At 71.9% G+C, this 25876-nt stretch carries 16 protein-coding genes and 1 tRNA gene; 7 read left to right on the top strand and 10 right to left on the bottom strand.

The genetic code is table 11. The features are described from left to right. Positions 1-23: 23 nt before the first annotated feature. On the bottom strand, positions 24-1637 hold the full coding sequence (locus ACFRIC_RS13580) for an MFS transporter (RefSeq protein WP_382783991.1): 1614 nt from the start codon (positions 1635-1637) through the stop codon (positions 24-26). Positions 1638-2023: 386 nt separating this feature from the next. Further along, entirely contained in the window at positions 2024-2515 is a 492-nt protein-coding gene (locus ACFRIC_RS13575) for a MarR family winged helix-turn-helix transcriptional regulator (protein ID WP_382783989.1), read from the bottom strand. A gap of 837 nt (positions 2516-3352) precedes the next feature. On the opposite strand from ACFRIC_RS13575, the gene ACFRIC_RS13570 reads away from it, so the two are divergent. Genes ACFRIC_RS13570 through ACFRIC_RS13540 form a run of 7 tightly spaced genes read left to right on the top strand, consistent with a single transcriptional unit; the run spans position 3353 to position 13316 of the window. Further along, positions 3353-5161, top strand: coding sequence for an acyl-CoA dehydrogenase family protein (locus tag ACFRIC_RS13570; protein WP_382783986.1), 1809 nt, complete (start codon positions 3353-3355; stop codon positions 5159-5161). A gap of 43 nt (positions 5162-5204) precedes the next feature. Next, positions 5205-5498, top strand: a complete 294-nt coding sequence (locus ACFRIC_RS13565) for an acyl carrier protein (protein WP_382783982.1) — start codon at positions 5205-5207, stop codon at positions 5496-5498. Next, a complete protein-coding gene (locus ACFRIC_RS13560) occupies positions 5495-9631 on the top strand; it encodes an amino acid adenylation domain-containing protein (RefSeq protein ID WP_382783980.1) in 4137 nt (1378 codons plus the stop codon). Before ACFRIC_RS13565 ends, ACFRIC_RS13560 begins: the two co-directional genes overlap by 4 nt. Further along, on the top strand, positions 9618-10082 hold the full coding sequence (locus tag ACFRIC_RS13555; protein WP_382783977.1) for an SRPBCC family protein: 465 nt from the start codon (positions 9618-9620) through the stop codon (positions 10080-10082). The genes ACFRIC_RS13560 and ACFRIC_RS13555 overlap by 14 nt, the downstream gene beginning before the upstream one ends. After that, positions 10079-11431 carry a beta-ketoacyl-[acyl-carrier-protein] synthase family protein gene (locus ACFRIC_RS13550; RefSeq protein ID WP_382783974.1) on the top strand — a complete coding sequence of 451 codons (1353 nt, stop codon included), beginning with the start codon at positions 10079-10081 and terminating at the stop codon, positions 11429-11431. The genes ACFRIC_RS13555 and ACFRIC_RS13550 overlap by 4 nt, the downstream gene beginning before the upstream one ends. Next, positions 11428-12669, top strand: a complete 1242-nt coding sequence (locus tag ACFRIC_RS13545; RefSeq protein WP_382783972.1) for a beta-ketoacyl-[acyl-carrier-protein] synthase family protein — start codon at positions 11428-11430, stop codon at positions 12667-12669. The genes ACFRIC_RS13550 and ACFRIC_RS13545 overlap by 4 nt, the downstream gene beginning before the upstream one ends. 44 nt (positions 12670-12713) lie before the next feature. Next, positions 12714-13316, top strand: coding sequence for an NADPH-dependent F420 reductase (locus ACFRIC_RS13540; RefSeq protein WP_382783969.1), 603 nt, complete (start codon positions 12714-12716; stop codon positions 13314-13316). Between the two features lie 129 nt (positions 13317-13445). Here ACFRIC_RS13540 and ACFRIC_RS13535 read toward each other — a convergent pair whose 3' ends face one another. The 8 genes from ACFRIC_RS13535 to tmk all read right to left on the bottom strand — a co-directional run bounded on the left by ACFRIC_RS13535 (position 13446) and on the right by tmk (position 25759). Next, a complete protein-coding gene (locus ACFRIC_RS13535) occupies positions 13446-15737 on the bottom strand; it encodes an FtsX-like permease family protein (protein WP_382783967.1) in 2292 nt (763 codons plus the stop codon). Then, complete coding sequence (locus ACFRIC_RS13530) at positions 15734-16408, bottom strand: ABC transporter ATP-binding protein (protein WP_382783964.1); 675 nt, start codon at positions 16406-16408, stop codon at positions 15734-15736. The genes ACFRIC_RS13535 and ACFRIC_RS13530 overlap by 4 nt, the downstream gene beginning before the upstream one ends. 75 nt (positions 16409-16483) lie before the next feature. Next, on the bottom strand, positions 16484-16894 hold the full coding sequence (locus ACFRIC_RS13525; protein WP_382783961.1) for a hypothetical protein: 411 nt from the start codon (positions 16892-16894) through the stop codon (positions 16484-16486). A gap of 283 nt (positions 16895-17177) precedes the next feature. Beyond that, positions 17178-18581, bottom strand: a complete 1404-nt coding sequence (locus tag ACFRIC_RS13520; RefSeq protein WP_382783958.1) for a hypothetical protein — start codon at positions 18579-18581, stop codon at positions 17178-17180. Positions 18582-18845: 264 nt separating this feature from the next. Then, positions 18846-18919, bottom strand: a tRNA-Thr gene (locus ACFRIC_RS13515). 108 nt (positions 18920-19027) lie between these two features. Continuing rightward, the gene (locus ACFRIC_RS13510) at positions 19028-20611 is read right to left on the bottom strand and encodes an alpha/beta hydrolase (protein WP_382783956.1); all 1584 of its coding nucleotides are present in this window, start codon (positions 20609-20611) and stop codon (positions 19028-19030) included. A gap of 227 nt (positions 20612-20838) precedes the next feature. Then, positions 20839-22044, bottom strand: a complete 1206-nt coding sequence (locus tag ACFRIC_RS13505) for a DNA polymerase III subunit delta' (RefSeq protein WP_382783953.1) — start codon at positions 22042-22044, stop codon at positions 20839-20841. Positions 22045-22399: 355 nt separating this feature from the next. Further along, positions 22400-25759 (bottom strand): dTMP kinase, encoded by a 3360-nt coding sequence (gene tmk / locus ACFRIC_RS13500; protein ID WP_382783950.1) that lies wholly within the window; start codon positions 25757-25759, stop codon positions 22400-22402. Positions 25760-25876: the final 117 nt, after the last annotated feature.

Below are 25876 nucleotides of genomic sequence, written 5' to 3'. Positions count from 1 at the left end.
GGCGGTGCTGAGGGGCGGTGGCGTCAGGCCGACGCGCCCACCGCGACGTCCGTCGAACCGTCGGAGAGGACTTCGCCGTCCTCGTCGACGTCCGGCGGGATGGTCGACAGCGCGCTGGCGTGGAGGTCCTTCGTACGCAGCATCGTGAAGCCGATGACCGCGGCGACGAACCCGAGGATCGCGCTCAGGGTCATGGCGCCGTGGAAGGCGCTCATGAACGCGTCCTGCCCGGTGGCCAGCACCTTGTCGCGCAGCGGTCCCGCGGCCTGGGCGACGGCGTCGAGCGAGCCGGCGCTGATGCCGTGCGCGGCCTCCTCGGCGGCGCCATCGCCCATCTGCTTGCCGACCGCCGAGGACGTGAAGTCGTCGGCCACGCTGTGCTGGAAGTACGCGCCGACGCCGGCGATACCGACCGCGATACCGACCTGCTGGAACGTCTCGTTGATACCGGAGGCGACACCGGCCTTGGCCGGTTCGGTGACGCCGATGGCCAGCGCCGCACGGGCCGGGTTGAAGGCGCCCATGCCGAAGCCGGAGATGACCAGCGCCGGGACGAGCACGGTCCAGGACGAGTCGGCCTTGGTGAGGTTCAGGAACAGGATGCCGACGGCCATGACCGCGGTGGAGCCGCCCAGCAGGATCCGGAAGGGGACCTTGCCGATGAGCCCGCCGCCGAGCGCTCCGGCGACGAACATCGCGCCGGTCAGCGGCAGGAACCTGAGGCCCGTGCCCCAGGCGTCCACGTGCAGCATGTTCTCCAGGTAGCTGGTCTCGAAGAACACCGACGGCAGCGCTCCGGCGTTGCCGATCATGGCGACGAGGGAGATGCCCACGAAGGTGGGGCTGCGGAAGAACGCCGGGTCGATCAGGGCGCGCTCGCCCAGGCGGCGCTCGATGACCACGAAGAGGACCAGGAAGAGCGCGCTGGCGGCGTACAGACCGAGCGTGGTGCCGCTGGTCCAGCCCTCCACGGGCCCGCGGATGGTGGCGAAGACCAGTGCTCCGAGCGCGACGCTGAAGGTGGCCAGACCGGTCCAGTCGGTGGGGTGGGCCCGCTTGTTGAGCGACTCACGGACGCGCAGCGCGCCGACGAGCAGGGCGAGCACGCCGACCGGCACGTTGATGTAGAAGATCCAGCGCCAGGACAGCGCGTTGATCAGCGAGCCGCCGATGAGCGGGCCGGTGGCGACGGCGAGACCGACGGCGGCACCGAACGCGGTGAAGGCGGTCGCCCGCTCCTTGCCGTGGAACTCGTGGCTGAGCATGGCGGGACCGACCGCGAACATGATGGCGGCGCCGACACCCTGGACGGCACGGAACCAGCTCAACTGGCCGGATCCGTCGGCCAGTCCACAGGCCAGGGAGGCGATGGTGAAGATGGCGAAGCCGACCTGGAAGACCTTCTTGCGGCCGATCCGGTCGGCGAGCGATCCCGCCGCCACCAGGAAGATCGCCAGCGTGAGGGCGTAGGCGTCGAACACCCACTGGAGGTCGGCGAAGCTGCCGCCCAGGGAGCGATGGATCTGCGGAAGCGCGATGGAGACCACGCTCAGATCGAGCATCAGCATGAACGAGCCCAACGCGACGATCCCGAGTGTCCACCACCTCGTGGGCGACGGAGCGCGTTCTGCGGACATGGGAGAACCTTCCAATCAGCAGGATCCTTAGATGATGGAAATCTAGATGATTGGAAAGCCATACGTCAACGTTCGTGACGTTCGGTAGCGGCGGGCGCGTCCGCCGAGGACCGACCAGCCCTTCACCGGAGTGCGGTCACCCGCGGTGACGGCAGCAGGTGCGCGACGAGAGCCCTCGGCGGCGGCGAAACGGCACACCGGGCGAAACGGAAGCCGACGCGGACGCCGCCGATCCCGTGGACGTGGCCGGTGCCGCCGCCACCGTCGCGTCGCCCGATACGGCAGAAGCCCGCGGCGCCGTCGAAACGGCGCCGCGGGCTTCCTGGGGCTCTGTGGGCTTCGCGGGCTCCCGCGGGGAGAAAGCGCGGGCGAGTGGAAAACGGGTGTCAGTCGGAGCAGACCGAGGCGGGCCAGCGGCCCGCCATGAGGATGCCCAGCGTCTTGCGCAGCGCCTCGCGCTCGTCCTCCGCGAGTGCGCCGAAGAAGCCCGACTCGACCTCCGTGGCCACCCGGTCCGCGGTCGCGAGCGCCGCACGGCCGGAATCCGTGAGGATCAGGTTGTAGCGCCGCCGGTCGGCCGGATTGCGCCGGCGCTCGACGTGCCCGTTGCGCTCCATCTCGTCGATCACCGTCACGACGGTGGTCGGATCGAGGTTGAGCAGCCGGCTGAGGTCCTGCTGCGAGAGCTCGGGCCCGCCCGCCAGCGCGGCCAGCACGAAGAAATCGCGGATGCGCATGCCGACCCCGGCCAGCGCCTTCTCCACATCCTCCACCAGCACCAGCCCTGCCTTGTGGAGCAGATAGCCGGGCCGCTCGGCGATGAGGAAGTCCTTCCGGGGGGACGCCCCGTGCTGCTCGGCGTTACCGCTGCGCACCATGAGCCGACTCCTTCGATCGTGGCAGTCTCCACCATCGAAGATACAACGATTCTTCCGCGGGTAACCCCTCCCCCTGGCGGGATCCCGGCGACCGGGGCCCCGCGCCCCTCGGCGGCGGCCACGGGAAGGACAGATTCCGGAGCGGGAGGAATTCATCCGTCCGCAATCGGCCCCGCGATGCCGCACGTTACGTCGATGCAAAATCGAACGGACCATCACGGTCCGGGTCCCCGAAATGGAATCAGCCATTCTCCGGGAATGGGCGAGGTCAGACAATTGATGATCACGTGCGGAGTCGGCCATTCGGCCGAGGCGACGGGGTGTCGCCTGTGGCTCGCATCACATAGGGCGTTGTGGCGCGCCTGCTAGGCTCCTGAATTGCCTGGCCAGAACATCGCTCACAGCGACTCGAGCCAGGCACGAGGAAAACAAGAGCGCTTCGCGCGACGGGGGAAAATAGAAATGGTTAATTTTTCGATCAGATGCTGTAGCGGACAACGCTGACGCCGGGGAACGCGCGCCTCTACGCGCCGATCCCGCACCACTGGTGCCACAGTGCCGGTCTGACACAACCGGCCTGAAATCACTGGTCCGGCGTCCCACACCGGCCTGTTCGGCCGGTTCGGCGTCCTTCACCCGCCTGCCGGCACCGGCACGGCATCCATCACTGATCCGACCTCATCCGACTTCAAAGGTCTGACACCGCGCACTGCGCCGCGCTACGCGCGTCGCGCCCTGTGCCGCTTTGTCACGCACCTCTCCATCACCACGGCCGTTTTTCGGACAGGGCTGCCTTTCGACGCCGCTGTCCTCTCCAGCATGGAATGGAAAAGCTCGATGAAACAATCAAGCACCGCCCTCGCCGAAGCCCTGGAGGACTGGCTCGGCGACCCCGCGGTGGAGCGGAACTCCTTATCTTTCGCGGGGGCACTGGAGCTCGACGAACGCGACGAACTTCCGTCCGCGGGAATCGAACGGGTCCGTGCTTTCGGATTCAACCGTTATTTCGTTCCGGAACGACTGGGCGGCGATCTCCGGGCCGCCGAGGACATCCTCATGCTGACCAGGGTCATCGCCCGCCGGGACATGAACGTCGCGGTGAGCGAGAGCACCCAGGTCTGGATGATGCTCGCCTGGGTCGGCGGGGACGCCGAACAGCAGGAGAAGCACGCGGCCACGGTCCTCGCCGGCGGGGTCGTGCCCTGTCTGGCCTACTCCGAGCCGGAGCACGGCGCCGACCTGGCCGCCAACCGGTTCACGGCCACCCCGGACGGCGGACAGTACGTCCTGACCGGCGAGAAGTGGCCGATCAACCGGGGCCGGACCTCCACCCACGTGGTGCTGCTCGGCATCACCGGCGACGAGACCACGCCGGCCAAGCGGCAGCAGTCCATGTTCCTCGTGGACCGGTCACAGATCGTCTCCGGCGAGGTGTCCGGCGTCCCCCGCGTCCCGACCTACGGTCTGCGCGGCTGCGACATCAGCGGAATCGCCTTCGACGGCGCCCGGGTGGACGCCTCGGCCCGGCTGGGCGCCGAGGGCGAGGGGCTCGAACTGGCCCTGCGCGGCCTCCTGATCACCCGGACCTTCTGCACCGGCCTGTCGCTCGGCACGGGCGACACCATGCTGCGGACCGTGACCGGGTTCCTGTCGGAGCGGATCCTCTACGACGGACCCGCCACCGAGATCCCGTACGTCACCGAATCCCTCGCCAACGCCTACCTGAACCTGCTCGTCGCGGAGTGCGAGAGCCTCGTCGCGATGCGCGGACTGCACCTGTACACCGAGCAGTTCAGCATCTGGGCGAACCTGGCCAAGGTGCAGGTGGCCCGCCTGGTCGACTTCAACAGCAAGGCCCTGGCCCGCACCCTGGGCGCCCGGTACTTCATGCGCGCCGCCGAACACGTGGGCACCTTCCAGAAGATGCTCCGCGACGGCGCCGTCGTATCGGTCTTCGACGGCAGCGAGCCGGTCTGCCTGGACAGCCTCGCGCTCCAACTGCCCGCCCTGGCCAAGGCGCAGGGGCACACCCCGGATGAGGACTGGCGGGCGCTGTACGACCTGCGGGCCGAACTGCCCGCCTTCGAGCCGCACCGGGTGAGCGTGTTCGGGCGCGGCAGGGACGCCACGTTCGCGAGCCTGCCCGCGCTGATCACCCGCCTCGGCGAGCTGTCGCCGTCCGCCGGCTGCGACGCGGACCGGCTCGCCGACCTGCGCGGCCGGGCCGGGGAACTGAGCCGGGAACTCGACGCGCTGCTCGCACGGGTCCAGGAGGTACGGCAGTCGGGCGCCGGACTGCCCGCCCAGCCGACGGCCTCCGCCAAGTCCACCCCGCCCCGGCTGATCCGGATCGCGGAGGAACTGAGCGCCCTGCACGCCAAGGTCGCCGCTCTCGGCGTGTGGCTCTTCAACCGGGACCACCTCGACGAGTTCTTCGCCGGCGGCGAATGGCTCCAGGCCGCGCTGGCCCGCCGCCAGGTCCACCAGTACGAGACCGGCGAACTCGACCCCGAGACCGCGCACCGGCTCTTCGCCCAGCTCAACTCCCAGTACGCCACCGACGAGTTCTTCTCGATCCGCCGCATGCGCATGGCCTCGCCCGGCGCGCGCGAGGCCGGCCGGGGCGACGAGTCGAACGCCGCCTGACAACCCCCCACCACCACCGAACACCGGAAGGTATCGAACTGCGATGAGCACGACCGACATGACGATCGAAGAAGTCAAGAGGGTCCTCCTCGAGGCCGTGGCCACCGAGGCGGGAGTCCCGGCCGCCGAGCTGGAGACCGACCGGCCCTTCACCGACTACGGCCTGGACTCCATGGCGGCGCTGACCGTCGGCATGGAGATCGAGGACGTCTGCGGCCTCTCCGACCTGCCCGTGGACCTGCTCTGGGACCACCCGACGGTGGACACCCTGTCCGAGGCCCTGTGGAAGCTGATGAACAACCAGCCCGTCTCCGCCGCCATGGACGGCACGCGATGACGACAGCGCCTCCGACGACTACGGCCGACACGACGGCCGACACGACGGCTCCGGCAGGCTCCACGGCTCCGGCAGATCCGGTCGACTCCGTGCGTCCCGTCAACGCCCAGCAGGCCGGCCTGTGGTTCATCCACGAGACCGACCCGGGGTGCTCCGCGTACCACATCGTGTTCGGCGCCGAGGTCACCGCCGACGCCGAACTCGGCGTCCGGGCCCGGGACGTCCTCGACGGCCTGACCCGTGAGCACGACGCCCTCCGGACCGGCTTCCGGGCCGGCCCGGAGGGCCCCGAGCAGTTCGTGCGGGACGCCGTGCCGCTCGACATCCGCCTCACCGACGCACGGGGGACGGACCCGCAGGAGCTGCGGGACCTCGTCCGGACCGACAGCCGGACCCCGTTCGACCTGTCCCGGCCGCCGCTGTGGCGCGTGCACCTCTACCGCACCGGCGAGCACACCTGGGTGTTCACCCTCGTGATGCATCACATCGCGGCCGACTTCTGGTCACTGGCGCTGCTCCTCTCCGAGGTCCGCAGCCGCCTGGAGGGGACGCCGGGCCGGTTCGCCCTCGACGGCGCCGCCTTCGCCGCGTACGCCGACCAGCAGCAGTCCTTCCTGGCCGGCGAGAAGGCGCGGACGCTGCGCGACGGCGAGGAGAAGCGGCTGGGCGACGCGCCGACCCATCTGGACCTGTACGGCGACCGGCCGCGCCCGCCCGCGCCGTCCTACGACGGCGGCTCGGCCCCGTTCGCGCTGTCCGCCGCCACGACCGAAGCGGTACGCCGACTGGCGCGGGAGACCTCCGCGACGCCGTACACCGTGCTGCTGTCGGCGTACTTCGTGCTGCTGAGCCGGCTGAGCGGCCAGTCGGACATCGTCGTCGGCACCCCGACCTCGGGCCGGCTGCACCGCAGGTTCCGCGACGCCCTCGGCAACTTCGTCAACACCGTCGTCGTACGGGGCGAGGTCGACGAGGAGTCGACGTACCGCCGGCTGCTCACGGCCTCGCGCGAGCGGGTGCTCGAAGCCATGCGGGCGCAGGAACTGCCCTTCCCCTGGCTGGTACGGGAACTCGCCCCGCCGCGGGACCCGAGCCGCACCCCGCTGTACCAGGCGGGCTTCGCCTGGGACCGGCTGCCGTTCCTCTCCGACATGGACGCGTTCTTCCTGCTGGAGCCGGGCCCCGGCGGCGAGCTGGACGTCGCCGGCGCCACCCTGCGGCCGTACCCGCTGCCGCAGCAGGAGGGCCAGACCGATCTGTGGATCGAGATGGGCGCGGAACGCGACGGGGCCTTCGCGGGTGTCCTGCGCTACAACACGGACATCTTCGGCGCGGGCACCGCCCGGGAACTCGCCGCCACCTTCGTCACCACGGTGGAGAGCCTGGTCACCCGCCCGGACGAGCCCCTGCGCGACCTGGTGCGCGGCGACGAGCGGCAGCGGGCCCGGCTCGCCGCCTGGGGCACCGGACCCGAGCGGGAGATCCCGGAGGCCCGGCTGCCGGAGCTCTTCCGGGACCGGGCCGCGCGGACGCCCGACGCGGGCGCGCTGACCGCCGACGGCGAGGAGTGGAGCTACGCGCGGCTCCTGGACGAGGTCGAGCGGACCGCGACCGCCCTGCGGACGGCCGGCGTCGCGCCGGGCGACCGGATCGCGGTCATGGCCGAGCGCGGCGCACCGCTCGTGGCCTCGCTGCTCGCGGTACTGGACGTGGGCGCCGCGTACGTCCCGCTCGACCCGAAGCTCCCCGTCGAGCGGCTGACGTACATGGCCGAGGACTCCCGTGCCCGGCTCCTGATCAGCCAGAGCGACCTGCGCGACAGCCGCCTGCCCGGCCTGCCGGTACTGGAACTGGACGACCTGGCCGCGGGGGTGCACGGCGTCGGCACGGACGGGGCCGGTGCGGACGGGGCCGGTGCGGACGGGGCCGGTGCGGGACAAGCGGCGGCGGAGGCCGACGGCGGGGCCGCGGCGGTCGCCACCGCCTCCGATCCCGCGGCCGGTCCCTCCGACCTGGCGTACATCCTCTACACCTCGGGCTCCACCGGACGCCCCAAGGGTGTGGCGATCCCCCATCGCGCTCTGACGAACCTGCTCCTCGCGATGCGGGACGACACCGGATTCACCGCGTCGGACAGCCTCCTCGCCGTCACCACGATCTCCTTCGACATCGCCGGCCTGGAGCTGTACATGCCCCTGGTCGCCGGTGGCCGGGTCATCGTGTGCGACAGCACGACCGCCGGCGACGGCGCCGCCCTCGCGGCCCGCATCGAGAACTCCGGCGCCACCTGGATGCAGGCCACCCCCACCTCCTGGCGCATGCTGCGCGACGCCGGCTGGAAGGGCGAGGCCCGCCTCAACGTCCTGTGCGGCGGAGAGGAACTCCCGCTGGACCTGGCCGAGTTCCTGGCCGAGCGGGTCGCGAGCCTGCGCAACGTGTACGGGCCGACCGAGACGACCGTGTGGTCAACCTCCGGCCGGGTGGAGCCCTCCTCCGGCATCGACATCGGCGCGCCCCTCGCCAACACCCAGCTCCACGTCCTCGACCCGCAGGGCCGTGGCGTCGAGCCGGGCGTGCCCGGCGAGCTGTGGATCGGCGGCGACGGCCTCGCCCTCGGCTACTGGGACCGTCCGGAGCTGACCGCGGAGCGGTTCGTCACCGGACTGCCCGCCGCCCCCGACCGGCGTCTCTACCGCACCGGTGACCGGGCCCGCTGGACGAGCGACGGCCGGCTGCTGCACCACGGCCGCCTGGACAACCAGGTCAAGCTGCGCGGCTACCGCATCGAGCTCTCCGAGGTCGAGGCCGTCCTCGGAGCGGTGGACGGCGTCTCCGCGGCCGTCGTCGTGGTCCGCGACGACCGGCTCGTCGCCTATCTGGTCGCCGAGCCCGGGACCGAGCTGCGGACGGCGGACGTCAAGTCGGCCGCCTCGGTGTCGCTCCCGCCGTACATGGTGCCCGGCATCGTCATGGTCCTCGACGAACTGCCCCTGACCGCCAACAAGAAGATCGACCGGAACCGGCTGCCGGAGCCCGTCGTCACTCCGGGCGCCGGATTCGAGCAGCCGCGCGACGCCACGGAGATCGTCCTGGCGCGGATGTGGACCGAGATCCTCGGGATCTCCCAGGTCGGCATCCACGACAACTTCTTCGACGTGGGGGGCCACTCGCTGCTCGCCGTCCGGCTCAGCGCGGCCATCCGCACCGAGTGGGACGTGGACGTCCCGATCTCCGACATGCTGCGCCAGGGCACCATCGCCGAACTGGCCGCCATCGTGCGGTCCGGCGGCCAGGGGACCTCGCGCACCCCGGTCGTCACCCTGCGCGAGGGAACGGCGGGCGAGCGGCCCGTCTTCCTGTTCCACCCCTTCGGCGGCACCGTGTTCTGCTACGTCGAGCTGACCCACCACCTCCCGCCGGGCAGGCCGGTCCTGGCCATCGAGGCCCCCGGCATCCAGAACGAGGGCGAGGCGGAGATCAGCGTGGAGGCGATGGCCACCCGCTACATCGCGTACCTCAGGGAGATCCAGCCGGCCGGCCCGTACGCCCTCGGCGGCTGGTGCTTCGGCGGAGTCATCGGCTACGAGGTGGCCTGCCAACTCCGTGCCGAGGGCGAGGAGATCGAGTTCCTGATCGGCATCGACAGCCGGGCGCCGATCGAGGAGAACATCCCGGAGTCCGCGGACGACTCGACGATCCTCTCCTGGTTCGCCCGGGACCTCGCCGTGCCCGCCGGGAAGACGCTCGACATCCCCGCGGACCATCTGCGGGCCCTCGGCGGTGACGCCGCGTTCGACCACATCCTCGAACGGGCCGCCGCCATCGGCGTCCTCGCCGAGGACGCCGACCGCGCGCAGATCCTGCGCTACTTCGAGGCCTACCTCGCCAACGGCATCGCCCTGCAGACCTACCTGCCCGAGCCCGCCGAGCTGGACCTGGTCCTGCTGCGCGCGGCCGACGAGCCCGCCGAGTACGGGCCCAAGCTCGGCTGGGAGGCCCTGATCAAGGGATCACTGAACGTCATGGACGTCCCCGGGGACCACAACTCGGTGATGTATCCGCCGCACGCCGAGACCGCCGCACGGGCGATCGCACCCCACATGGAAGGAGCCACCGACGATGGCGACCACTGAAACGGTCAAGGCCGAGTACGCGTTCCGCCTCCCGGTGACGCCCAAGGAGGCGTTCGCGCAGATCTCCGACCCCGCGCAGGACCCCGTCTGGCAGGCGGCGTGCGTGGACGTGAAGCTGCTCGACGGGGAGCCGCGGCCCGGCGGCCGCTACGAGATCACCTTCCAGCTCATCGGCAAGCGGATGGAATTCACCGTCGAGATCAGCGAGTTCGAGCCGGGCCGGCGCTCGAAGTTCCACACCCTCGACGGTCCTTTCCACTACGTCGGCACCTACGACTACGAAGAGAACGAGGACGGGACCACCACCGTGCACTGGACGTTCGAGGTGGAACCCGGGGACTACTTCGGGATCATGCCGAAGACCCTGCTCCGGAAGGTGCTCGTCAACTCGGTGAAGAAGGACTCCGGAAAGCTCGCGGCACAGCTCGGACAGGGAGCACGCAACCGATGAACACACATCAGGACGACGCCCGCCAGAACGCGGCGCACCAGGACGGCGCCCGTCGGGACAAGGCCCGTGAGGACGAAGCCACGAAGGTCGTCGTCACCGGGCTCGGGGAGATCACCGCGCTCGGCGAGGACGTGGCCGGCACCTGGGACGCCATGCTGCGCGGTGAGAGCGGCTTAGGTCTGCTGGACGAGGAGTCCTGGGCCAAGGACCTTCCGCCGCTGCTCGGCGGCCGGTCGAAGGCGGACCCCGGTCTCGGCCTGGAGCACCAGCAGCGCCGGCGGCTGAGCCGCTCCGCCCAGTTCGCGGTGAAGGCCGCGGCGGAGGCGTGGGCCGACGCGGGACTCGACGACGCGCCCACGGCCCCGCACCGGGTGGCCGTGGTGGTCTCGGCCGCGCTCGGCGACATGACCTCGATCATCGACGGCTGGGAGGCGCTGAAGACGCGGGGCTGGCGACGCGTACCCCCCATGACCGTGCCGATGTCCATGGGCAACGGCTCCGCGGCGGCCGTCGCCCTGCTGGTGAACGCGCGCCTCGGCGTGCACGCGACGGTGAACGCCTGCTCCTCCGGCACCCAGGCGCTGGTCACGGCGGCCGAACTGATCCGGGCCGGGGACGCGGACATCGTGGTGGCGGGCGGCGCGGAGGCCCCGCTGCACCCGCTGGTCCTGTCCTCGTTCGCGGCCATGCGGGCGCTGTCGCAGCGGGTCGACGACGCCGCGTCCGCCTGCCGCCCGTTCGACGCGGACCGCGACGGGATGGTCTTGGGCGAGGGTGCCGGCATCCTCGTCCTCGAGTCCGAGCGGCACGCCCGCGAGCGTGGCGCCCGGATCTACGCCGAGCTCGCCGGCGTGGGCATATCGTCGGACGCGTACCACATCGTGCAGCCGGAGCCGAACGGCACCGGCACCGTCGCCGCCGTCCGCTCCTCGCTGAAGGACGCGGGTGTGACACCCGCGGACGTCGCGCTCTTCAACGCCAACGGCACGGCGACCGGACCCGGCGACTCGTCCGAGGCCCGCGCGGTGCGGGCGGTGTTCGGGGACGCGGAGCAGGGTCCCGCGCTGACCGCGAACAAGTCGATGACCGGGCACAGCCTCGGCGCGGCGGGCGCGATCGAGTCGATCACCACGATCCTCTCGCTCTACCACGGCCTGGTGCCGCCGACCCGCAACTTCACCCGCCTCGACGAGGGCCTCTCGGTCGACGTCGTGCACGGCAGTCCGCTCAAGCTGGGCCCCGAGCAGAACGTCGCGGTGAAGAACTCCGCCGGGTTCGGCGGCCACAACGTGGCCCTGACCTTCCGGGGCCCGGTCGACCGCGCCGACGCAGAGGCGGACGTGACGTGACGTCGGCCGGAGGCCGGGAGCACGGCGCGGTCGTGACCGGGCTGGGCGCCCTGACACCGCTCGGCGCGAACGCGCCCGACGCGTGGCAGGCCCTGCTCGACGGGCGGTCCGGAGTACGGCGCCTGGACGAGGAGCGCGAGGACTGGCCCGAGGATCTGCCGGTGCGGATCGCCGGGACGGTGACCGCGGACCCGGTCGAGATACTCGGCCGGGTCCAGGCCCGCAAGCTCGACCGCGGGGAGCAACTGGCCGTGGCGGCGGCCCGCGAGGCCTTCCAGGACGCGGGCCGGCCCCCGGTGGAACCGGAACGCCTCGCCGTGGTCGTCGGCACCGGGATCGGGGGCATCCTGAGCGCGCTCGGACAGGACGACCTGTACGAGCGGGCGGGCATGCGGAAGCTGTCCTCGTTCGCCGTCCCCATGCTGATGCCGAACGGACCGGCGGCCTGGGTCAGCATCGATCTGGGGGCGCGGGCGGGGGCCCGCGCCCCGGTCAGCGCCTGTGCCTCGGGCGCCGAGGCGATCGCGCTGGCCCTGGACCTGATCCGGCTGGACCGCGCCGACGTCGTGGTGGCCGGGGGCACCGAGGCCAGTCTGCATCCCTTCATCACGGCCGCGTTCGCGCAGATGAAGGCGCTGTCGCGGCAGGAGGGGGACCCGGCCGCGGTGTCCCGGCCGTTCGACGCGGCCCGCTCGGGCTTCGTGATGGCCGAGGGCGCCGCGGTCATGGTCCTCGAACGCGCCGAGTTCGCCCGCGCCCGGGGTGCCCGGGTCTACGGCACGGTGGCCGGCGCGGCCGTGGGCTCCAGCGCCCGGCACATCTCGGCGTCCGACACCGAGGGGCAGGTCCTCGCGATGCGGGCGGCGCTGCGCGACGCGGGACTGGAAGCCCGCGACGTCGGCCATGTGCACGCCCACGCCACCTCGACCCCCGGCGGCGACCTCGCCGAGGCCGAGGCGGTGGCCAAGGCACTGGGCGAACATCCCGTGGTGACCGCGACGAAGTCGATGACCGGTCACATGCTCGGCGCCTCGGGCGCGTTCGGCGCCATGTCCGCGCTGCTCGCGCTCCACCACGGGGTGGTCCCCGCCACCCGCAACCTGGACGACCCCGACCCGGCCGTCCGGCTGGACGTGGTCAACGGCACCAACCGCACGGGCCGGTGGGACGCGGCACTCGCCAACTCCTTCGGCTTCGGCGGACACAACGTCAGCCTGGTGCTGACACGCACGACATGAGCCGCGTCCGGGGGGACGCGTACGGGGGAAGGGGGAGCAAGGCCATGAAGATCGGAGTGCTGGGAACGGGCACGATCGCCGCCACCCTGGCGACGATGTTCGCCCGGGCGGGACACGAGGTACACGTGGGCCCGGGCGCCGACGGAAGCCGCGCGACAGTGAGCGGCGGGGGCGGGGGCGGGGCGATCGTGTCCGGCGGGAGTTGCGAGGAGGTGGTCGCGCGGTCCTCGGTGATCGTCCCCGCCTTCCTCGGCGTTCAGGGAGCGGTGCAGCAGCTCAGGCCCTGGCGGGCCGGGCTGCGGGGGAAGATCCTGGTGGACGTCACCAACCCGTTCACCGGCGGGCACATCGACTTCGTGGGCCCCTGGGCGGTCGGCGGCACCGAGGACCTCGCCGCGGCGTTCCCCGGGGCGCGGCTGGTCGGCGCCTTCAAGAACGTGTGGTGGGAGGCGTTCGACGGATGCCCGGACCCGGCCGCCCCCGACATCCAGGTGATCTCCGACGACACGGAGGCGAAACGCACGTTCCTGCGCCTGTGCTCCGCCACCCCCTTCACCTACGTCGACGCCGGCGGCCTGAACCAGGCCCGCCGGGTGGAACGGATGGCACTGTCGGGGGTGAGCTGGACGGGGGTGTCGGCGGCCTGAGACGACGAAGGGGCCGCCGGCCCCATGGCCGGACAGCCCCTCGTACAGCCCCACTCGGCAAGCGACGAAGACCGTTGCGTGCGGCCGACCCGGGATCAGGGCGGCCCCCCGTCCCTCGGGGCCGCCCCGTCAGTCCCGGCGGATGAGTTCCGGGTCGATACGGCGGCCCACCAGGGGCAGCGACCCCACCGCCGCCATCGCCACCACCCCGGCCGCGGCGAGCACGAGCAGGGGAACGCCGGCCACGTCCCAGCGGATCGCGCCGCCGCCGGTGATCAGGTAGCTGGACTCGGCGAGTTTGCCCGAGACCAGGGCCAGCACCAGTCCGAGGCCCAGGGGCAGCACGACCTGGGCGCACTGGACGGCCCGCATGGTTCGCGCCCGCGCGCCGATCAGCGTCACGGCGGTGACCTGCGCGCGACGCTCCACGGCCCGGTCGGTGACGGACACGAGGAACGCGGCCACCCCGATGACCAGGCCCATGATCATGCCCAGGGCGAGCAGCGTCTCGACCACGGAGATCTGCTCCAGCCCCTGGATGTTCAGTCCGACCAGCTCGACCTCCGCGATCGGGGCGACGGCGGCGATCCCGTCGAGAACGGCACGCACCTGACCGGGGTCGGAACCGCCGGCGAGGAGGAACTCCGCGTCGCGGGGCCGGGCGTCAGCGGGGAGGGCGGACGGCGGGACGAGGAGTTCGGCGGAGCCGACCGCGGAACCGGAATAGCCGCTGTAGACGACCCGGTCCGCGGGCACGGGGACGTTCAGACGCTTGTCCCGCCCGCCGCCGTCCCGGAGCCGGAACGGGAAGGACTCGCCCGGCTTCATGTCGGATCCCACGCTCGAATTGGGGTCCACCAGCCGCAGCACCTTGCCGTCGGCACAGCCCTCGACACGTACGGTCATGCGTCGCAGATCGGCGCAGGTGGCCACCAGGGCCGTGGTCGGGGACGCAACGACGCCCGAGCGGCTGGCGTTGAGATCCACCCAGGAGTTCATGAGAAGGCCGTGCGCCCGGACTCCGGAGACGTCCTCCAGGTCCCGCTGTTCCCGGGTGCCGAGCCCCGACAGGGCCAGGGAGTAGTCCTGTACCGCTCCGGACGGCCGGGTGACCTGTTCGAGCTGGATGAGAACACCCTGGGCCAGCGAGGCTACGTAGACGAGCAGGACGAGACTGGTGACCACCCGCATCGTGCTGCCCGGCTCGGCCTCGTTGCGCCGCATCGCCAGGTTCAGCGTGAGGGACCCGGTGGTCCGCGCCACCCGGCGGGCGAGCGCGTACGACAGGAGCGGCAGGGTCAGCACCAGTCCGACGCCGGTGAGAACGACCCCGGCGACCACCAGCAGCGCGTTGATGCCGAGGCTCGAGGCGGGATGCCCCACCAGGCCCGTGGCACAGAAGCCGCAGACGATGCCCAGGCCGCTGAGCAGGAGCAGACCGACCCACTTGGACGGGGGCCGCGGCACCGCCGTACGCCGCACCGCGAGCGGATTCGCGGTCGCGTCCCGCGCGCTCTTGCGGCTGACGAGCCAGGCGAGGACGGGACAGCCGACCAGGCAGACGGCGATCGTCGCGACGGACAGGGCGCCGTCGCCGGGATACCACCGCAGCCCCGGCAGACCGGCCCGGGACATCACCTGGTTGAGCAGCCAGTACTCGCCGAGTCCCAGCACCGCGCCGAGCAGTGCCGCGACGACGGTCTCGGCGGCGTTCACCCGCTGCATGCCCTTGACGCTCAGGCCGAGCAGACGCAGTGCCGCGAGGCGGCGCATCCGGCTGGCGGCGGAGAGCCGGGCGCAGACCGACAGGAAGATGCCCAGGGGCAGCAGGACCAGCGTGGCCAGGGCGAACCGCACGTCGGTGAGGGTGGACGGCTCGACGGCCGGGAACGGCGCGTAGCTGTAGCCGAACCCCTTCAGGGTCCGGCCCTCGTGGGCCAGCGCGGCCCGGTCGGTCCCGATGTAGGCGTAGAGCTCGTCGGGATGGGCGAGCCCGGCCGGGCCGATCACGCCCGCCTCGTGCCCGGGAAGGAGTGCCTTGGCCGCGGGCGCGGACCGCAGCAGGTCGTGCACGCGCGGGGAGACGAACACCTCGCCGGGAGCGGGAAGCTCGCTCAGCCCGGGAGGTACCGCACGCGTGCCCCCGGTGCCCTTGGCGACGAACACCCGGGTGAAGGACCGGGAGCCGTAGGCGTCGTCGCGTTGCAGGACGAGGGTGCCGTCCACCGGCCCTTTCGCGGAGGTGACGGGCTGACGGGCGGCGTCGCGGCCGTCGTGCGCGTCCAGGATCGCCGGAACGGTGAGGACGAGGGCGAGACAGCAGACGCCGATCGAGCCGCCGGCGGCCATGAGGAAGAAACGTATGCGGTTGCCGCGTCCCGCCCCGAACAGCAGGCGCAGACCGAGCAGGAATTCCCTCACACGGCACCCCGTGGGCTCAGGACTCCGTCGGCCATCGTGTAGCGGGTGTCGGCCTGGGCGGCGACGGCCGGGTCGTGCGTCACCAGGATGACGGCGGTGCCCTGTGACCGGGCCAGGCCCAGGAACTCCTTGAGGACGGCCGAGGCGTTGGCGCTGTCGAGCGACCCCGTGGGCTCGTCGGCGAACACGATCGCCGGCCGGTGCACCAGGGAACGCGCGACCGCGACGCGCTGGCTCTGCCCGCCGGAGACCTGTCCGGGACGCCGCTCGCGCAGTTCACCGAGGCCGAGCCGTTCGAGCACCTTGCCGGCCGCCGCGAGGGCGGGGCCCTTGCGTTGTCCGGCCAGTCGCAGCGGCAGGGCCGTGTTCTCCTCGACGGTGAGTTCCGGCAGCAACTCGCCGTACTGGAAGACGAACCCGAACCGTTCCCGCCGAAGCGCGCTGATCTCGTCGTCGCCGAGCTCCCCGAGCGCCCGCCCTTCGAACCGCACCTGACCGCGCTTGACGGGAAGAACTCCGGCGAGACAGTAGAGAAGCGAGGACTTCCCGGACCCACTCTGCCCGGTGATCGCCACGACTTCTCCGACGGCCACCGAGAGATGAGCGTCGAGAACGGCCGGCTGATTGCCGTAGGAGAGGTCGACTCCCGTGGCAACAAGTATTTCTGACATGCTGTTGGCTTCCCCCAAAGAAGCGTGCGGGTCCAGGAGTACGTCCTGGACCCGCGGTCTTGCCCGAGTGGCCGACTACCTCTGGTAGTGCTTCGTCGGCGAGCAGTTGTCAGGGTTCAGCGAGCCCTTGTCGCGGCAGACGCGTATGTAGGCGTTGCTGGTGTACTGCGCCGCGCCGTCCCAGTTCAACTGGTCGAGAGGAACGGACGTCCGCTGCTTGCCGTTGTAGCGGCTCCAGTCGTAGCCCTCGACCCTCACCTGCACGTAGACGTTGTGCCCGTCACCGCCGTCGGTGTCCTTGAGGTTGCCCTTCCACTCGAAGGCACCGTGGTTCTGCCCGGACGGCCAGAACGCGTACTGACCGCCCTGGAAGGACGCGCCCCCCGTGGTGAGCGTCGGAATGGTGTGCCACGAGACCGCCATCGCGGTCCCGGCGCTCAGGGCGAAGATCCCGCCGGCGAGCACGCCGACTGCCAACTTGCGCATTATTTCTCCCGTTTGGTTGTTCACCCTGGTTGGTCATGGTGCTTCCAGGGCCGCCGATGATCGTAATGGGATCATCGAGAACCAAAACCGAATTAAGTGGGACAGCGCCTGTTTGGCTGGATTCCGTCGTCGTCCTGTACCTGCCCCCGACGTCACATCGGAGTGGCAGGGAGCCGACCCAACTCCCTGCCGGCAGGGGCGGGCATGCCGACCATCCTGGAGATCCTGTGGCACCCCCGGACCAGTCGGCCGCGCCGCCACCTGAAAGGGAGGGGTTCGGCTATCAACGCCGGGCCGCGCGTCGGCGGGTCAGCACGACCCCGCCCGCACCGGCGGCCAGGACCGCGGCGGCCACGCCCGCGAGGGGGAGAGTGGAGCCGGCGCCGGTGTTCGCCAGGCCGCCACCGGTACCCGAGGAGCTCTCCGAGCCTGCCGCCACGGAACCGCCCACAGACCCCGAGCCGACCGTGGACGCGGTGCCGGAGCCGGCTGTTGAGGAGCCCCCGGTGGAGGATGTCGAGCCGGAGTCACCCGTGGAGCCGGTGCCTCCCGCGGAGCCGCCGCCCGTGGAACCGGTGCCGCCCGTCGAACCGGATCCGCCCGTGGAACCGGTGCCGCCCGTCGAACCGGATCCGCCCGTCGAACCGTTGCCGTCGGTCCCGAGGAGGAACACGGCCGTGTCGTTCTTCTTGTTCTTGTCGAACGGGCGCTCCTTCGCCTCCAGGGCCACCGAGCCCTTGGCCCCGGCAACCGCCTTCACGATGCGCAGGTGGAACGGGAAGGTGTAAGTGCTGTTCTCGTTGGCCCAGTAGTAGCTGCTCGGAACGCAGCTGTAGCTGCCTGCGTCGACCTTCTTGCAGCCATCGGCCTTCAGGGTCACGGTCGTTCCCGCGGGCATCTTGACCAGGACATGGGTCACCGCTCCACTCTCGCCGTTGTCCGGCATCACCCAGGCCGGTCCCGCGTTGGTGAACTTCGCCTCCAGCGTGACGAACTGCCTGTCGCGGTCCGTCACTTGCGCGGCCACCTGGAAGTCCGCCGTGTTCACCGCCGTCACCGGCACACCGGCATAGTCGTAGGCGGGGTTCTTGGCCGGCCCGATCCCGCCCAGCGGAGTGGTCGAGGGCAGCTCGACCAGCTTCACGGCGGGTCCGGTCCCGGACACGTCGTCGACAGGGCCGTTCTCGGACATGACCGGGTCATAGTCGCTGATCGTCACCGCAAGGTGCTCGTACAGCGCGTGGCCGAGGACATCCAACGACAACGGCTTCTCCGGCGCGTAGACGGCACCGGGCTTCACCTCCTGATCGAACTCGCAGGCCACGAAGTACTTGCCAGGGAGCCCTTCTTCGTCGACGGGGACCGCGGGGGCTCCCGGCTTCTCCCCACGAGAGCGTTCACAGTTGGAAGGCAGTTCCTGGTGCGTCAGTCCGCGGCTGAAGTCGTAGGTCAGCCAGACCTTGTCGAGTGTCTCGGTGCCCTTGTTCGCGAAGGCGCCCGGCAGCTCAAAGCTGCCGCCGGGCTTCACGCCCGTGACCGGCTTCAAGAGACCCAGCACCAGGCCGGGCCGGGTGTTGTCGGCCGAGGCGGGCCCCGCGGCCAGGGCCAGGGCGGTCAGGGCGACGGCACCGACCATGGCGGAGGTCCTGCGGAGCGGGCGGGCGCGGTCGGCAACGGATCGAGGCACGGGGAGTCCCTTGCGGTGAAGCGACGGAGGCGTACGGGCGAACAACTGGGAACAGCGGTTCCGCCGCGTCAGACACCACGTGGCACCGGACGGTTGTACGACGCTCCCGACGAACGTGATCACGCGGGCGCCACGCCGCAGAAAGGAGAAAGGGAAACGCCCTGAGGGATTCAGGAACCCTCTCCAGCCCGCCGGGCCCCGTCACCGGATCCGGAAAAAGCAAAAGCCCCAGGTCACGGCGAGTGAGTCCTGGGGCTTCCACAGAGCCGCCTTCGGGATTCGAACCCGAGACCTACGCATTACGAGTGCGTTGCTCTGGCCATCTGAGCTAAGGCGGCGCGCTGTCCACACCTATGGTGCGATCAGCAACGTCGGTAAGTCTACACAGTTTCCGGGGGTGCTCCGTACACGGCCCGGTGTGGGGGTTCCGCAGGGGCTCGGAGGGGCTATGAGCAGCGCTTTCCCTTCTCGGGAGGGGTGCCCTGGAGGAGGTAGCGGTTGACCGCGGAGTCGATGCAGGTGCTGCCGCGCCCGTAGGCGGTGTGTCCGTCGCCGACGTAGGTCAGGAGCTTGCCGGAGGAGAGCTGGGAGGCGAGGGACTGCGCCCAGGGGTACGGGGTCGCCGGGTCCCGGGTGGTGCCGACGACGAGAATCGGCGCCGCCCCCTTCGCCTCGATGCGGTGCGGCTCGCCGGTGTTCTTGACCGGCCAGTACGCACAGTTCAGCGAGGCCCAGGCCAGACCCTCGCCGAAGACCGGGGACGCCTTCTCGAAGGCGGGCAGCGACTGCTCGACCTGGTCCGGGCCGGAGAAGGCCGCCGGCAGGTCGAGACAGTTCACGGCGGCGTTGGCGGACATCAGGTTCGCGTACCTGCCGTCGGCGTCCCGCTCGTAGTAGCTGTCGGAAAGGGCCAGCAGACCCGCGCCGTCGTCGTTCTTCATCGCGGACGTGAGCGCGTCACGGAGCTGCGGCCAGGCCGTCTCGTCGTACATCGCCGCGATCACACCGGTCGTCGCCAGCGCCTCCCCGAGCTTGCGGCCGTCCGGGTCCCCCGTCGGGATGGGCCGCTTGTCCAGTTGCCGGAAGAACGCCTTCAGGTTCCGGCCCACCTCGTCCGGGCTCGTACCCGCGTCACCGAGCGGACAGTCGCTGTGCCGCACGCAGTCCTTCGCGAAGGACTGGAACGCCGTCTCGAACCCGGCCGTCTGCTCCTCGTTGAGCTTGCGCGCGTCCAGGGAGGGATCCAGCGCGCCGTCCAGCACCAGCCGGCCCACCCGGTCCGGGTACAGGCCCGCGTACGTCGCCCCCAGAAGCGTCCCGTACGACGCCCCCACGTACGTCAGCTTCTCGTCGCCCAGGACGGCCCGCAGGATGTCCATGTCACGGGCCGCCTCGACCGTGGAGACGTGCCGCAGCAGCTCGGGCGAGTGCGCCCCGCAGCCCTCGGCGAACTTCTTGAAGGCCTCGACGAGCTGATCCGTCTCCCGGCGGTCGTCCGGTGTCGTGTCCGTCTGGGTGTACGCGTCCATCGCGCGCCCGTTGAGGCATTCGACCGGCTCGCTGCGGGCCACTCCCCGCGGGTCGACCGCCACCATGTCGTAGCGGGCACGGACGTCCGCCGGATAGCCGATCCCGGCGTACGACTGGAGGTAGCCGACGGCCGATCCGCCCGGCCCTCCCGGATTGACCAGCAGTGAACCGAGCCGCTTGCCCGGCCCCGTGGCCTTCTTGCGGGAGACCGCCAGCCGCACGTCGCCGGAGCCAGGCTTCGCGTAGTCGAGCGGCGCCTTCATCGTGGCGCACTCGAATCCGGGGACCCCGCAACTGCGCCAGTTCAGCTTCTGCCCGTAGTACGGCGCCAGCGCCGACGGTGTGGCGCTCGGCAGCGCGGTGAGCACCGCCTGGGTCGTCGCGGCGGTCGTCGTGGAACTTCCCGAGGAGCAGGCGGAGAGCATCAGCGCCGCGGCGGCCAGCAGCACGCCGCTCGCACGGAGGGGTCGGGTCGGCCGTGTGGTGCGCCTCATGTGCATCTCGCGAGCGTAACCGTGTGCGATCACAGGATCACCTCCAGTCGCGGAAGCGGCTCGTACGAGTGACCCGGTCAACCAGCCACCGGTTACGTTCACCGGTCGCCCGACACGAGCCAGGCAGGTCGCTTTCCTACCCAGGTCTACACCGAGCGGATCGCTCCCCGCCCACCGCGACGGCCGGACCCGGACGGATCTCCCCCGTCTCGAGTCGGGTCGGCGCGCCGGGATCAGCCCGCGCGGAGCGCCAGCGTCATCGCCTCCACCGCCAGCAGCGGAGCGACGTTCCGGTCGAGTGCCTCGCGGCACGCGGCGATCGCGTCGATGCGGCGCAGCGTCGACTCCGGCGAGCTGCCACGGGCCAACCGCTCCAGCGCGTCCTCCGACTCCGCGTTGGCGATGGCCAGGCGGGAGCCGAGCTGAAGGGCCAGGACGTCGCGGTAGAAGCCGGTGAGGTCGATCAGGGCGAGGTCCAGGCTGTCGCGCTGCGTACGGGTTCTTCGGCGCTTCTGCCGGTCCTCCAGCTCCTTCATCACGCCCGCCGTGCCCCTGGGCATCCGGCCACCCTGCGCCGCGCCAAGGGCCGCCTTCAGGTCCTCGGTCTCCTTGACGTCGACCTCCTCGGCGAGCTGCTTCGCGTCCTCCGCCGCCGTGTCGATCAGTTCCTGGGCCGCCTTGAGACAGCCGCCGACGTCGTCGACCCGCAGCGGGAGCTTGAGGACGGCGGCCCGGCGCTGCCGGGCGCTCGGGTCCGTCGCCAGGCGGCGGGCCCGCCCGATGTGGCCCTGCGTCGCGCGCGCGGCGGCCGCCGCCACGGCGGGCTCGATGCCGTCACGGCGGACAAGGATGTCGGCGACGGCATCGACCGGCGGGGTACGCAGCGTGAGCAGCCTGCAGCGGGAGCGGATGGTGGGCAGCACGTCTTCGATGGACGGCGCGCACAGCAGCCAGACCGTGCGGGGAGCGGGCTCCTCGACGGCTTTGAGCAGGACGTTGCCCGCACCCTCCGTGAGACGGTCCGCGTCCTCGAGGACGATGACCTGCCAGCGCCCGCCGGCCGGGGAGAGCTGGGCGCGGCGGACCAGGTCGCGGGTCTCCTTGACGCCGATGGAGAGCAGGTCGGTCCGGACGATCTGCACGTCGGCGTGGGTGCCGACCAAGCTCGTATGACAGCCGTCGCAGAACCCGCAGCCGGGGATCCCGCCGAGCGCGCGGTCGGGGCTCACGCACTGCAACGCGGCCGCGAAGGCGCGCGCGGCCGTGGAGCGGCCCGAGCCGGGCGGGCCCGTGAACAGCCAGGCGTGCGTCATCTTCGACGCCTCGGGGAGCGTGGCTTGCGCGGCGACGGCCGTGACGAGGGCGTCGGCGTCCCGGGCCGCGGCGGCGAGCTGCTCGCTCACCTTCTCCTGGCCCACCAGGTCGTCCCACACAGGCATGGGCTCCGCCCCTTCCGTCGCACTTTGCCTCGCGTCGTCCATTGTGCGGGTCGCCACTGACAACGGGGACCACCCGCCGGACCACCGGCCCCACCGAGGCCGCCCGCCGGACCACCGGCCCCACCGAGGCCGCCCGCCGGACCACCGGCCCGCCGGAGCCACACACCGAACCACCAGGGCCGCGGAGGAAACCCGCCGGACCCGCCGACGGCCGACGACCGGACTCACCAACGGGCGGACCAAAGGACCCATCGGACCGACCGGACCAGCCAGACCCGCCGAACGCCGACCGCAGACCCGGCGACCGGCAGACCGCCCACCGGCGACCCGCCTGATCACAGACCCGCCGACCCGCCTAGCGTCGCCGCCCGCCCCGCCCGCGGCCCGGGCCCTCGTCCCAGTCGTCCTCCTCGTCGCGCGGGCCCAGCAGTTCGTCCGCCAGGGTCGGGAGGTCGTCGAGCGGGGTCTCCTCGGCCCAGTCGGGGCGGGGCCTGCGGCGCGGAGCGCCCGTCTCGTCCACCTGCGGCAGTTCCCGCGTGCGGTCGGAGGGACCCTCGGGCCCCGCCGCCGGCCGCTCGTCGCGGAAGAAGCCCCGGGGCATCCGGTCCGTCGGGTTCCCGGACGGCGCGTCGCCCCGGCTCCCCGCACCCCTGTCCCGTACCGGCGGAAGCACGGCCGTCTCGTCGGCCGCACCCGGGTCGGGGGAGACGGCCGGCAGCACCGCCGTCTCGTCCGCCGCACCGCCGGGAACCGGCGGCTTGGGCAGCGTGGCCGTGTCCTCGACGTCCGAGCGGGACCCCGAACGACCACCCGAGCGGCTCTCACCACCGGGTCGTACGGGCGGAAGCACGGCCGTCTCGTCGGCCGCCCTCGGGTCGGTCACGACCGGCGTCGGCACCGTCGGCTGGTTGTCCGGCGCGGAAGGCGCCGCGGCCCCGGACGACACCGCAGCCCAGGAAGGCTTCGAGGGAGCGGCGGGGGACGCCGGCGGAGTCGCCGAGCGCTTCGAGGCCTCACCGGCCTCGGCCACCTTCCCGGATCCGGACTGCGAACCCGTCGGACCGGCCGGCTTCGGGGCCGTCCCGGCACTCGACACCGCGGCCTCGGCCGAAGCCGCCGCGGCCGCCGAAGCGGCGGCGGCCTCCGCTGCGAGCCGCCGGGCCTCCTCGGCCCGCAGCAGCGCCTCCTCGGCCTTCCGCTGCTTCTCCAGACGGCGTTCCTCGGCCTCGGCGCGCAGCCGCGCCTCCTCCTCGGCCTGCCTGCGAGCCCGCTCCTGCTCCGCGGCGCGCGCCTCCTCCTCGGCCAGAAGCCGGAGCCGCTCCTCCTCGGCGCGGCGGCGGGCCTCCTCGGCACGCTGCCGGGCCTCCTCCGCCTGGCGCTCGGCCTCACGCCGCTGGGCCTCCTCCAGCTCGCGCTGCTTGCGCTCCTCCTCCTCGGCGCGCAGCTTCGCGAGCTGGGCCTGGCGCTCACGCTCCAGGCGTTCCTCCTCCGCCTTGCGGGCGGCCTCTTCCTCGGCCTTGCGACGGGCCTCCTCCTCGGCCGCCCTGCGCGCCTCCTCCTGGGCCTTCACCTCGGCCTCGGAGAGGGGCAGCATCACGTCGAGCCGGTGCCGTACGACGGTGGTGACGGCCTCGGGCTCCTGCGCTGCGTCGACGACCAGGTAGCGCCCCGGGTCGGCGGCGGCGAGCGTCAGGAAACCGGACCGCACGCGCGCGTGGAACTCGACCGGCTCCGACTCCAGCCGGTCGGGCGCCTCGGTGAACCGCTCGCGGGCGGCTTCGGGCGACACGTCCAGCAGGACGGTCAGATGCGGTACGAGCCCGTCCGTCGCCCAGCGGTTGATCCGGGCGATCTCCGTGGGGGACAGATCGCGGCCCGCGCCCTGGTAGGCCACGGACGAGTCGATGTAGCGGTCGGAGATGACGATGGCGCCCCGCTCCAGCGCGGGACGTACGACCGTGTCGACGTGCTCCGCGCGGTCGGCGGCGTACAGCAGGGCCTCGGCGCGGTGCGAGAGGCCCGCGGACGACACGTCGAGGAGGATCGAGCGCAGCCGCTTGCCGACGGGCGTGGCGCCCGGCTCACGGGTCACGACGACCTCGTGGCCCTTGGCGCGGATCCAGTCGGCGAGTGCCTGGGCCTGGGTGGACTTGCCGGCTCCGTCGCCGCCCTCCAGGGCGATGAAGAAGCCGCTGGTGGCGGGCACCTGCGCCGGGTCGTCGCCGCCGCGCAGGGCGTCGAGCAGGTCCTTGCGCAGCGGCACGCCGGAACGGTCGTCGACCTTGGCGAGCACGAGGGCCGCGACCGGCAGCAGGAGCGCGCCGACCAGCATCAGGGTGAAGGCGGCGCCGCCGTGCGCGAACACGAACTTGCCGCTTTCCAGCCGGTGCGGGCCGATCGCCGCGGCCACCAGGGGCGCCACGATCGCGCCGACCGCGACGAAGACCCGTACGACCGCGTGCAGGTGCTCGGTGGTGCGGGCCCGCCGGTGGTCCTCGGTCTCCTGGTCGAGCAGCGCGTGCCCGGTGTTGGCGGCGACACCCGCGCCCACGCCGGCGAAGGCGAGGATCAGCAGCACGGTGGTGACGTCCGGGACGAGGCCCGCGGCCAGCAGCGTGATGCCGGTGAAGGCGATCGCGAGGGCGAGCAGCCGGCGCCGCGACAGCGACGGGAGCAGCGAGGGGGCCGTGCGGATACCGGCGACGACGCCGCCGGTCAGCGCCAGCACCAGCAGTCCGTACGTCACCGGTCCGCCGCCCAGGTCGATGGCGTCCAGCACGGCGACGGCGACGGCCGCCGCGATCGCCCCGGCGACGGCGGCGCAGGCCGGCACGAGGAGCGGGATCGCGCCCGTGCGGCCCTTGTCGCCCGCGGTGCCCGTCTTCGGGCGGCGCAGTCCTTCGAGCGGCGACCGCGCGCGCGGGGTGCGCGCGTCGGGCAGTTCGAGGAAGGTGATCACGGACAGCGAGGCCGCGAACAGTCCGGCCGCCACGTACGAGGCGAGCGCCACCTGGTGCAGGTGGAACCAGTCGATCCCGGCGCCCAGCATGTTGCTGACGAGGGAGACGGCGACCAGGGCGAGGGCCGCGATCGGCACCGCGACGAACGCGGTGCGCAGGGACAGCCGCCGCAGGGCGTCCATGTGGTCCGGCAGCGGGCGCACGGTGGCGCCCTCCAGCGGCGGCGCGGGCAGCAGCGCGGGTGCCGCGCTCTCCCGGCACACCGTCCAGAACCGCTCGGCGACCCCGGACACGAAGACGATGACCAGGAGCACCGCGAGCGCGTTGTCCGGGGTCCAGTCGATGAACAGGGGCGCGACGATCAGGAGCGCGGCCCGCAGGCCGTCGGCCACGAGCATGGTCCAGCGCCGGTCGAGCGGTCCCTCGTGCGACGTGAGCGATGTGAGGGGTCCAAGGAGCACGGCTCCGAAGAGCAGCGTCGCGAGGACGCGCGCCCCGAAGACGGCCGCCACGGCGAGGGCGGCCCCGCGGGCGCCGCCACCGAAGGAGCCCTCGGAGATCGCCGCCTGGAGCGCGAGGACGACCAGGACAAGCAGGGACAGGACGTCCGCGACACCTCCCACGAGGTGTGCGCTCCACAACCGCTTCAACTGCGGTTGCCTCAGCAGTGCGCGGACGGCACGCTCGCGCGAATCCGCGACCAGGGCTTCGTCGGGGGCCCAATTGTGGGCCGTTGGCTGCTCGGCTCGCGTCATCCTGCAAGCCTATCCGGACCCACTGACTCCCCGAGGTGCTGCCCGAACATACGGACGCCCCTACACGAAATGGTGTAGGGGCGTCCGCTTTTCCGTCACGTCACCTGGACCGACGGA

The organism is Streptomyces sp. NPDC056738, from assembly GCF_042790435.1.
GTDB lineage: Bacteria > Actinomycetota > Actinomycetes > Streptomycetales > Streptomycetaceae > Streptomyces.
This window is presented reverse-complemented; position numbering and strand designations above follow the sequence as displayed.

Coding starts and splice junctions, on each gene's coding strand:
- ACFRIC_RS13580 (WP_382783991.1), bottom strand. CDS start 1,637: ATGTCCGCAGAACGCGCTCCGTCGCCCACGAGGTGGTGGACACTCGGG.
- ACFRIC_RS13575 (WP_382783989.1), bottom strand. CDS start 2,515: ATGGTGCGCAGCGGTAACGCCGAGCAGCACGGGGCGTCCCCCCGGAAG.
- ACFRIC_RS13570 (WP_382783986.1), top strand. CDS start 3,353: ATGAAACAATCAAGCACCGCCCTCGCCGAAGCCCTGGAGGACTGGCTC.
- ACFRIC_RS13565 (WP_382783982.1), top strand. CDS start 5,205: ATGAGCACGACCGACATGACGATCGAAGAAGTCAAGAGGGTCCTCCTC.
- ACFRIC_RS13560 (WP_382783980.1), top strand. CDS start 5,495: ATGACGACAGCGCCTCCGACGACTACGGCCGACACGACGGCCGACACG.
- ACFRIC_RS13555 (WP_382783977.1), top strand. CDS start 9,618: ATGGCGACCACTGAAACGGTCAAGGCCGAGTACGCGTTCCGCCTCCCG.
- ACFRIC_RS13550 (WP_382783974.1), top strand. CDS start 10,079: ATGAACACACATCAGGACGACGCCCGCCAGAACGCGGCGCACCAGGAC.
- ACFRIC_RS13540 (WP_382783969.1), top strand. CDS start 12,714: ATGAAGATCGGAGTGCTGGGAACGGGCACGATCGCCGCCACCCTGGCG.
- ACFRIC_RS13530 (WP_382783964.1), bottom strand. CDS start 16,408: ATGTCAGAAATACTTGTTGCCACGGGAGTCGACCTCTCCTACGGCAAT.
- ACFRIC_RS13525 (WP_382783961.1), bottom strand. CDS start 16,894: ATGCGCAAGTTGGCAGTCGGCGTGCTCGCCGGCGGGATCTTCGCCCTG.
- ACFRIC_RS13510 (WP_382783956.1), bottom strand. CDS start 20,611: ATGCACATGAGGCGCACCACACGGCCGACCCGACCCCTCCGTGCGAGC.
- ACFRIC_RS13505 (WP_382783953.1), bottom strand. CDS start 22,044: ATGCCTGTGTGGGACGACCTGGTGGGCCAGGAGAAGGTGAGCGAGCAG.
- tmk (WP_382783950.1), bottom strand. CDS start 25,759: ATGACGCGAGCCGAGCAGCCAACGGCCCACAATTGGGCCCCCGACGAA.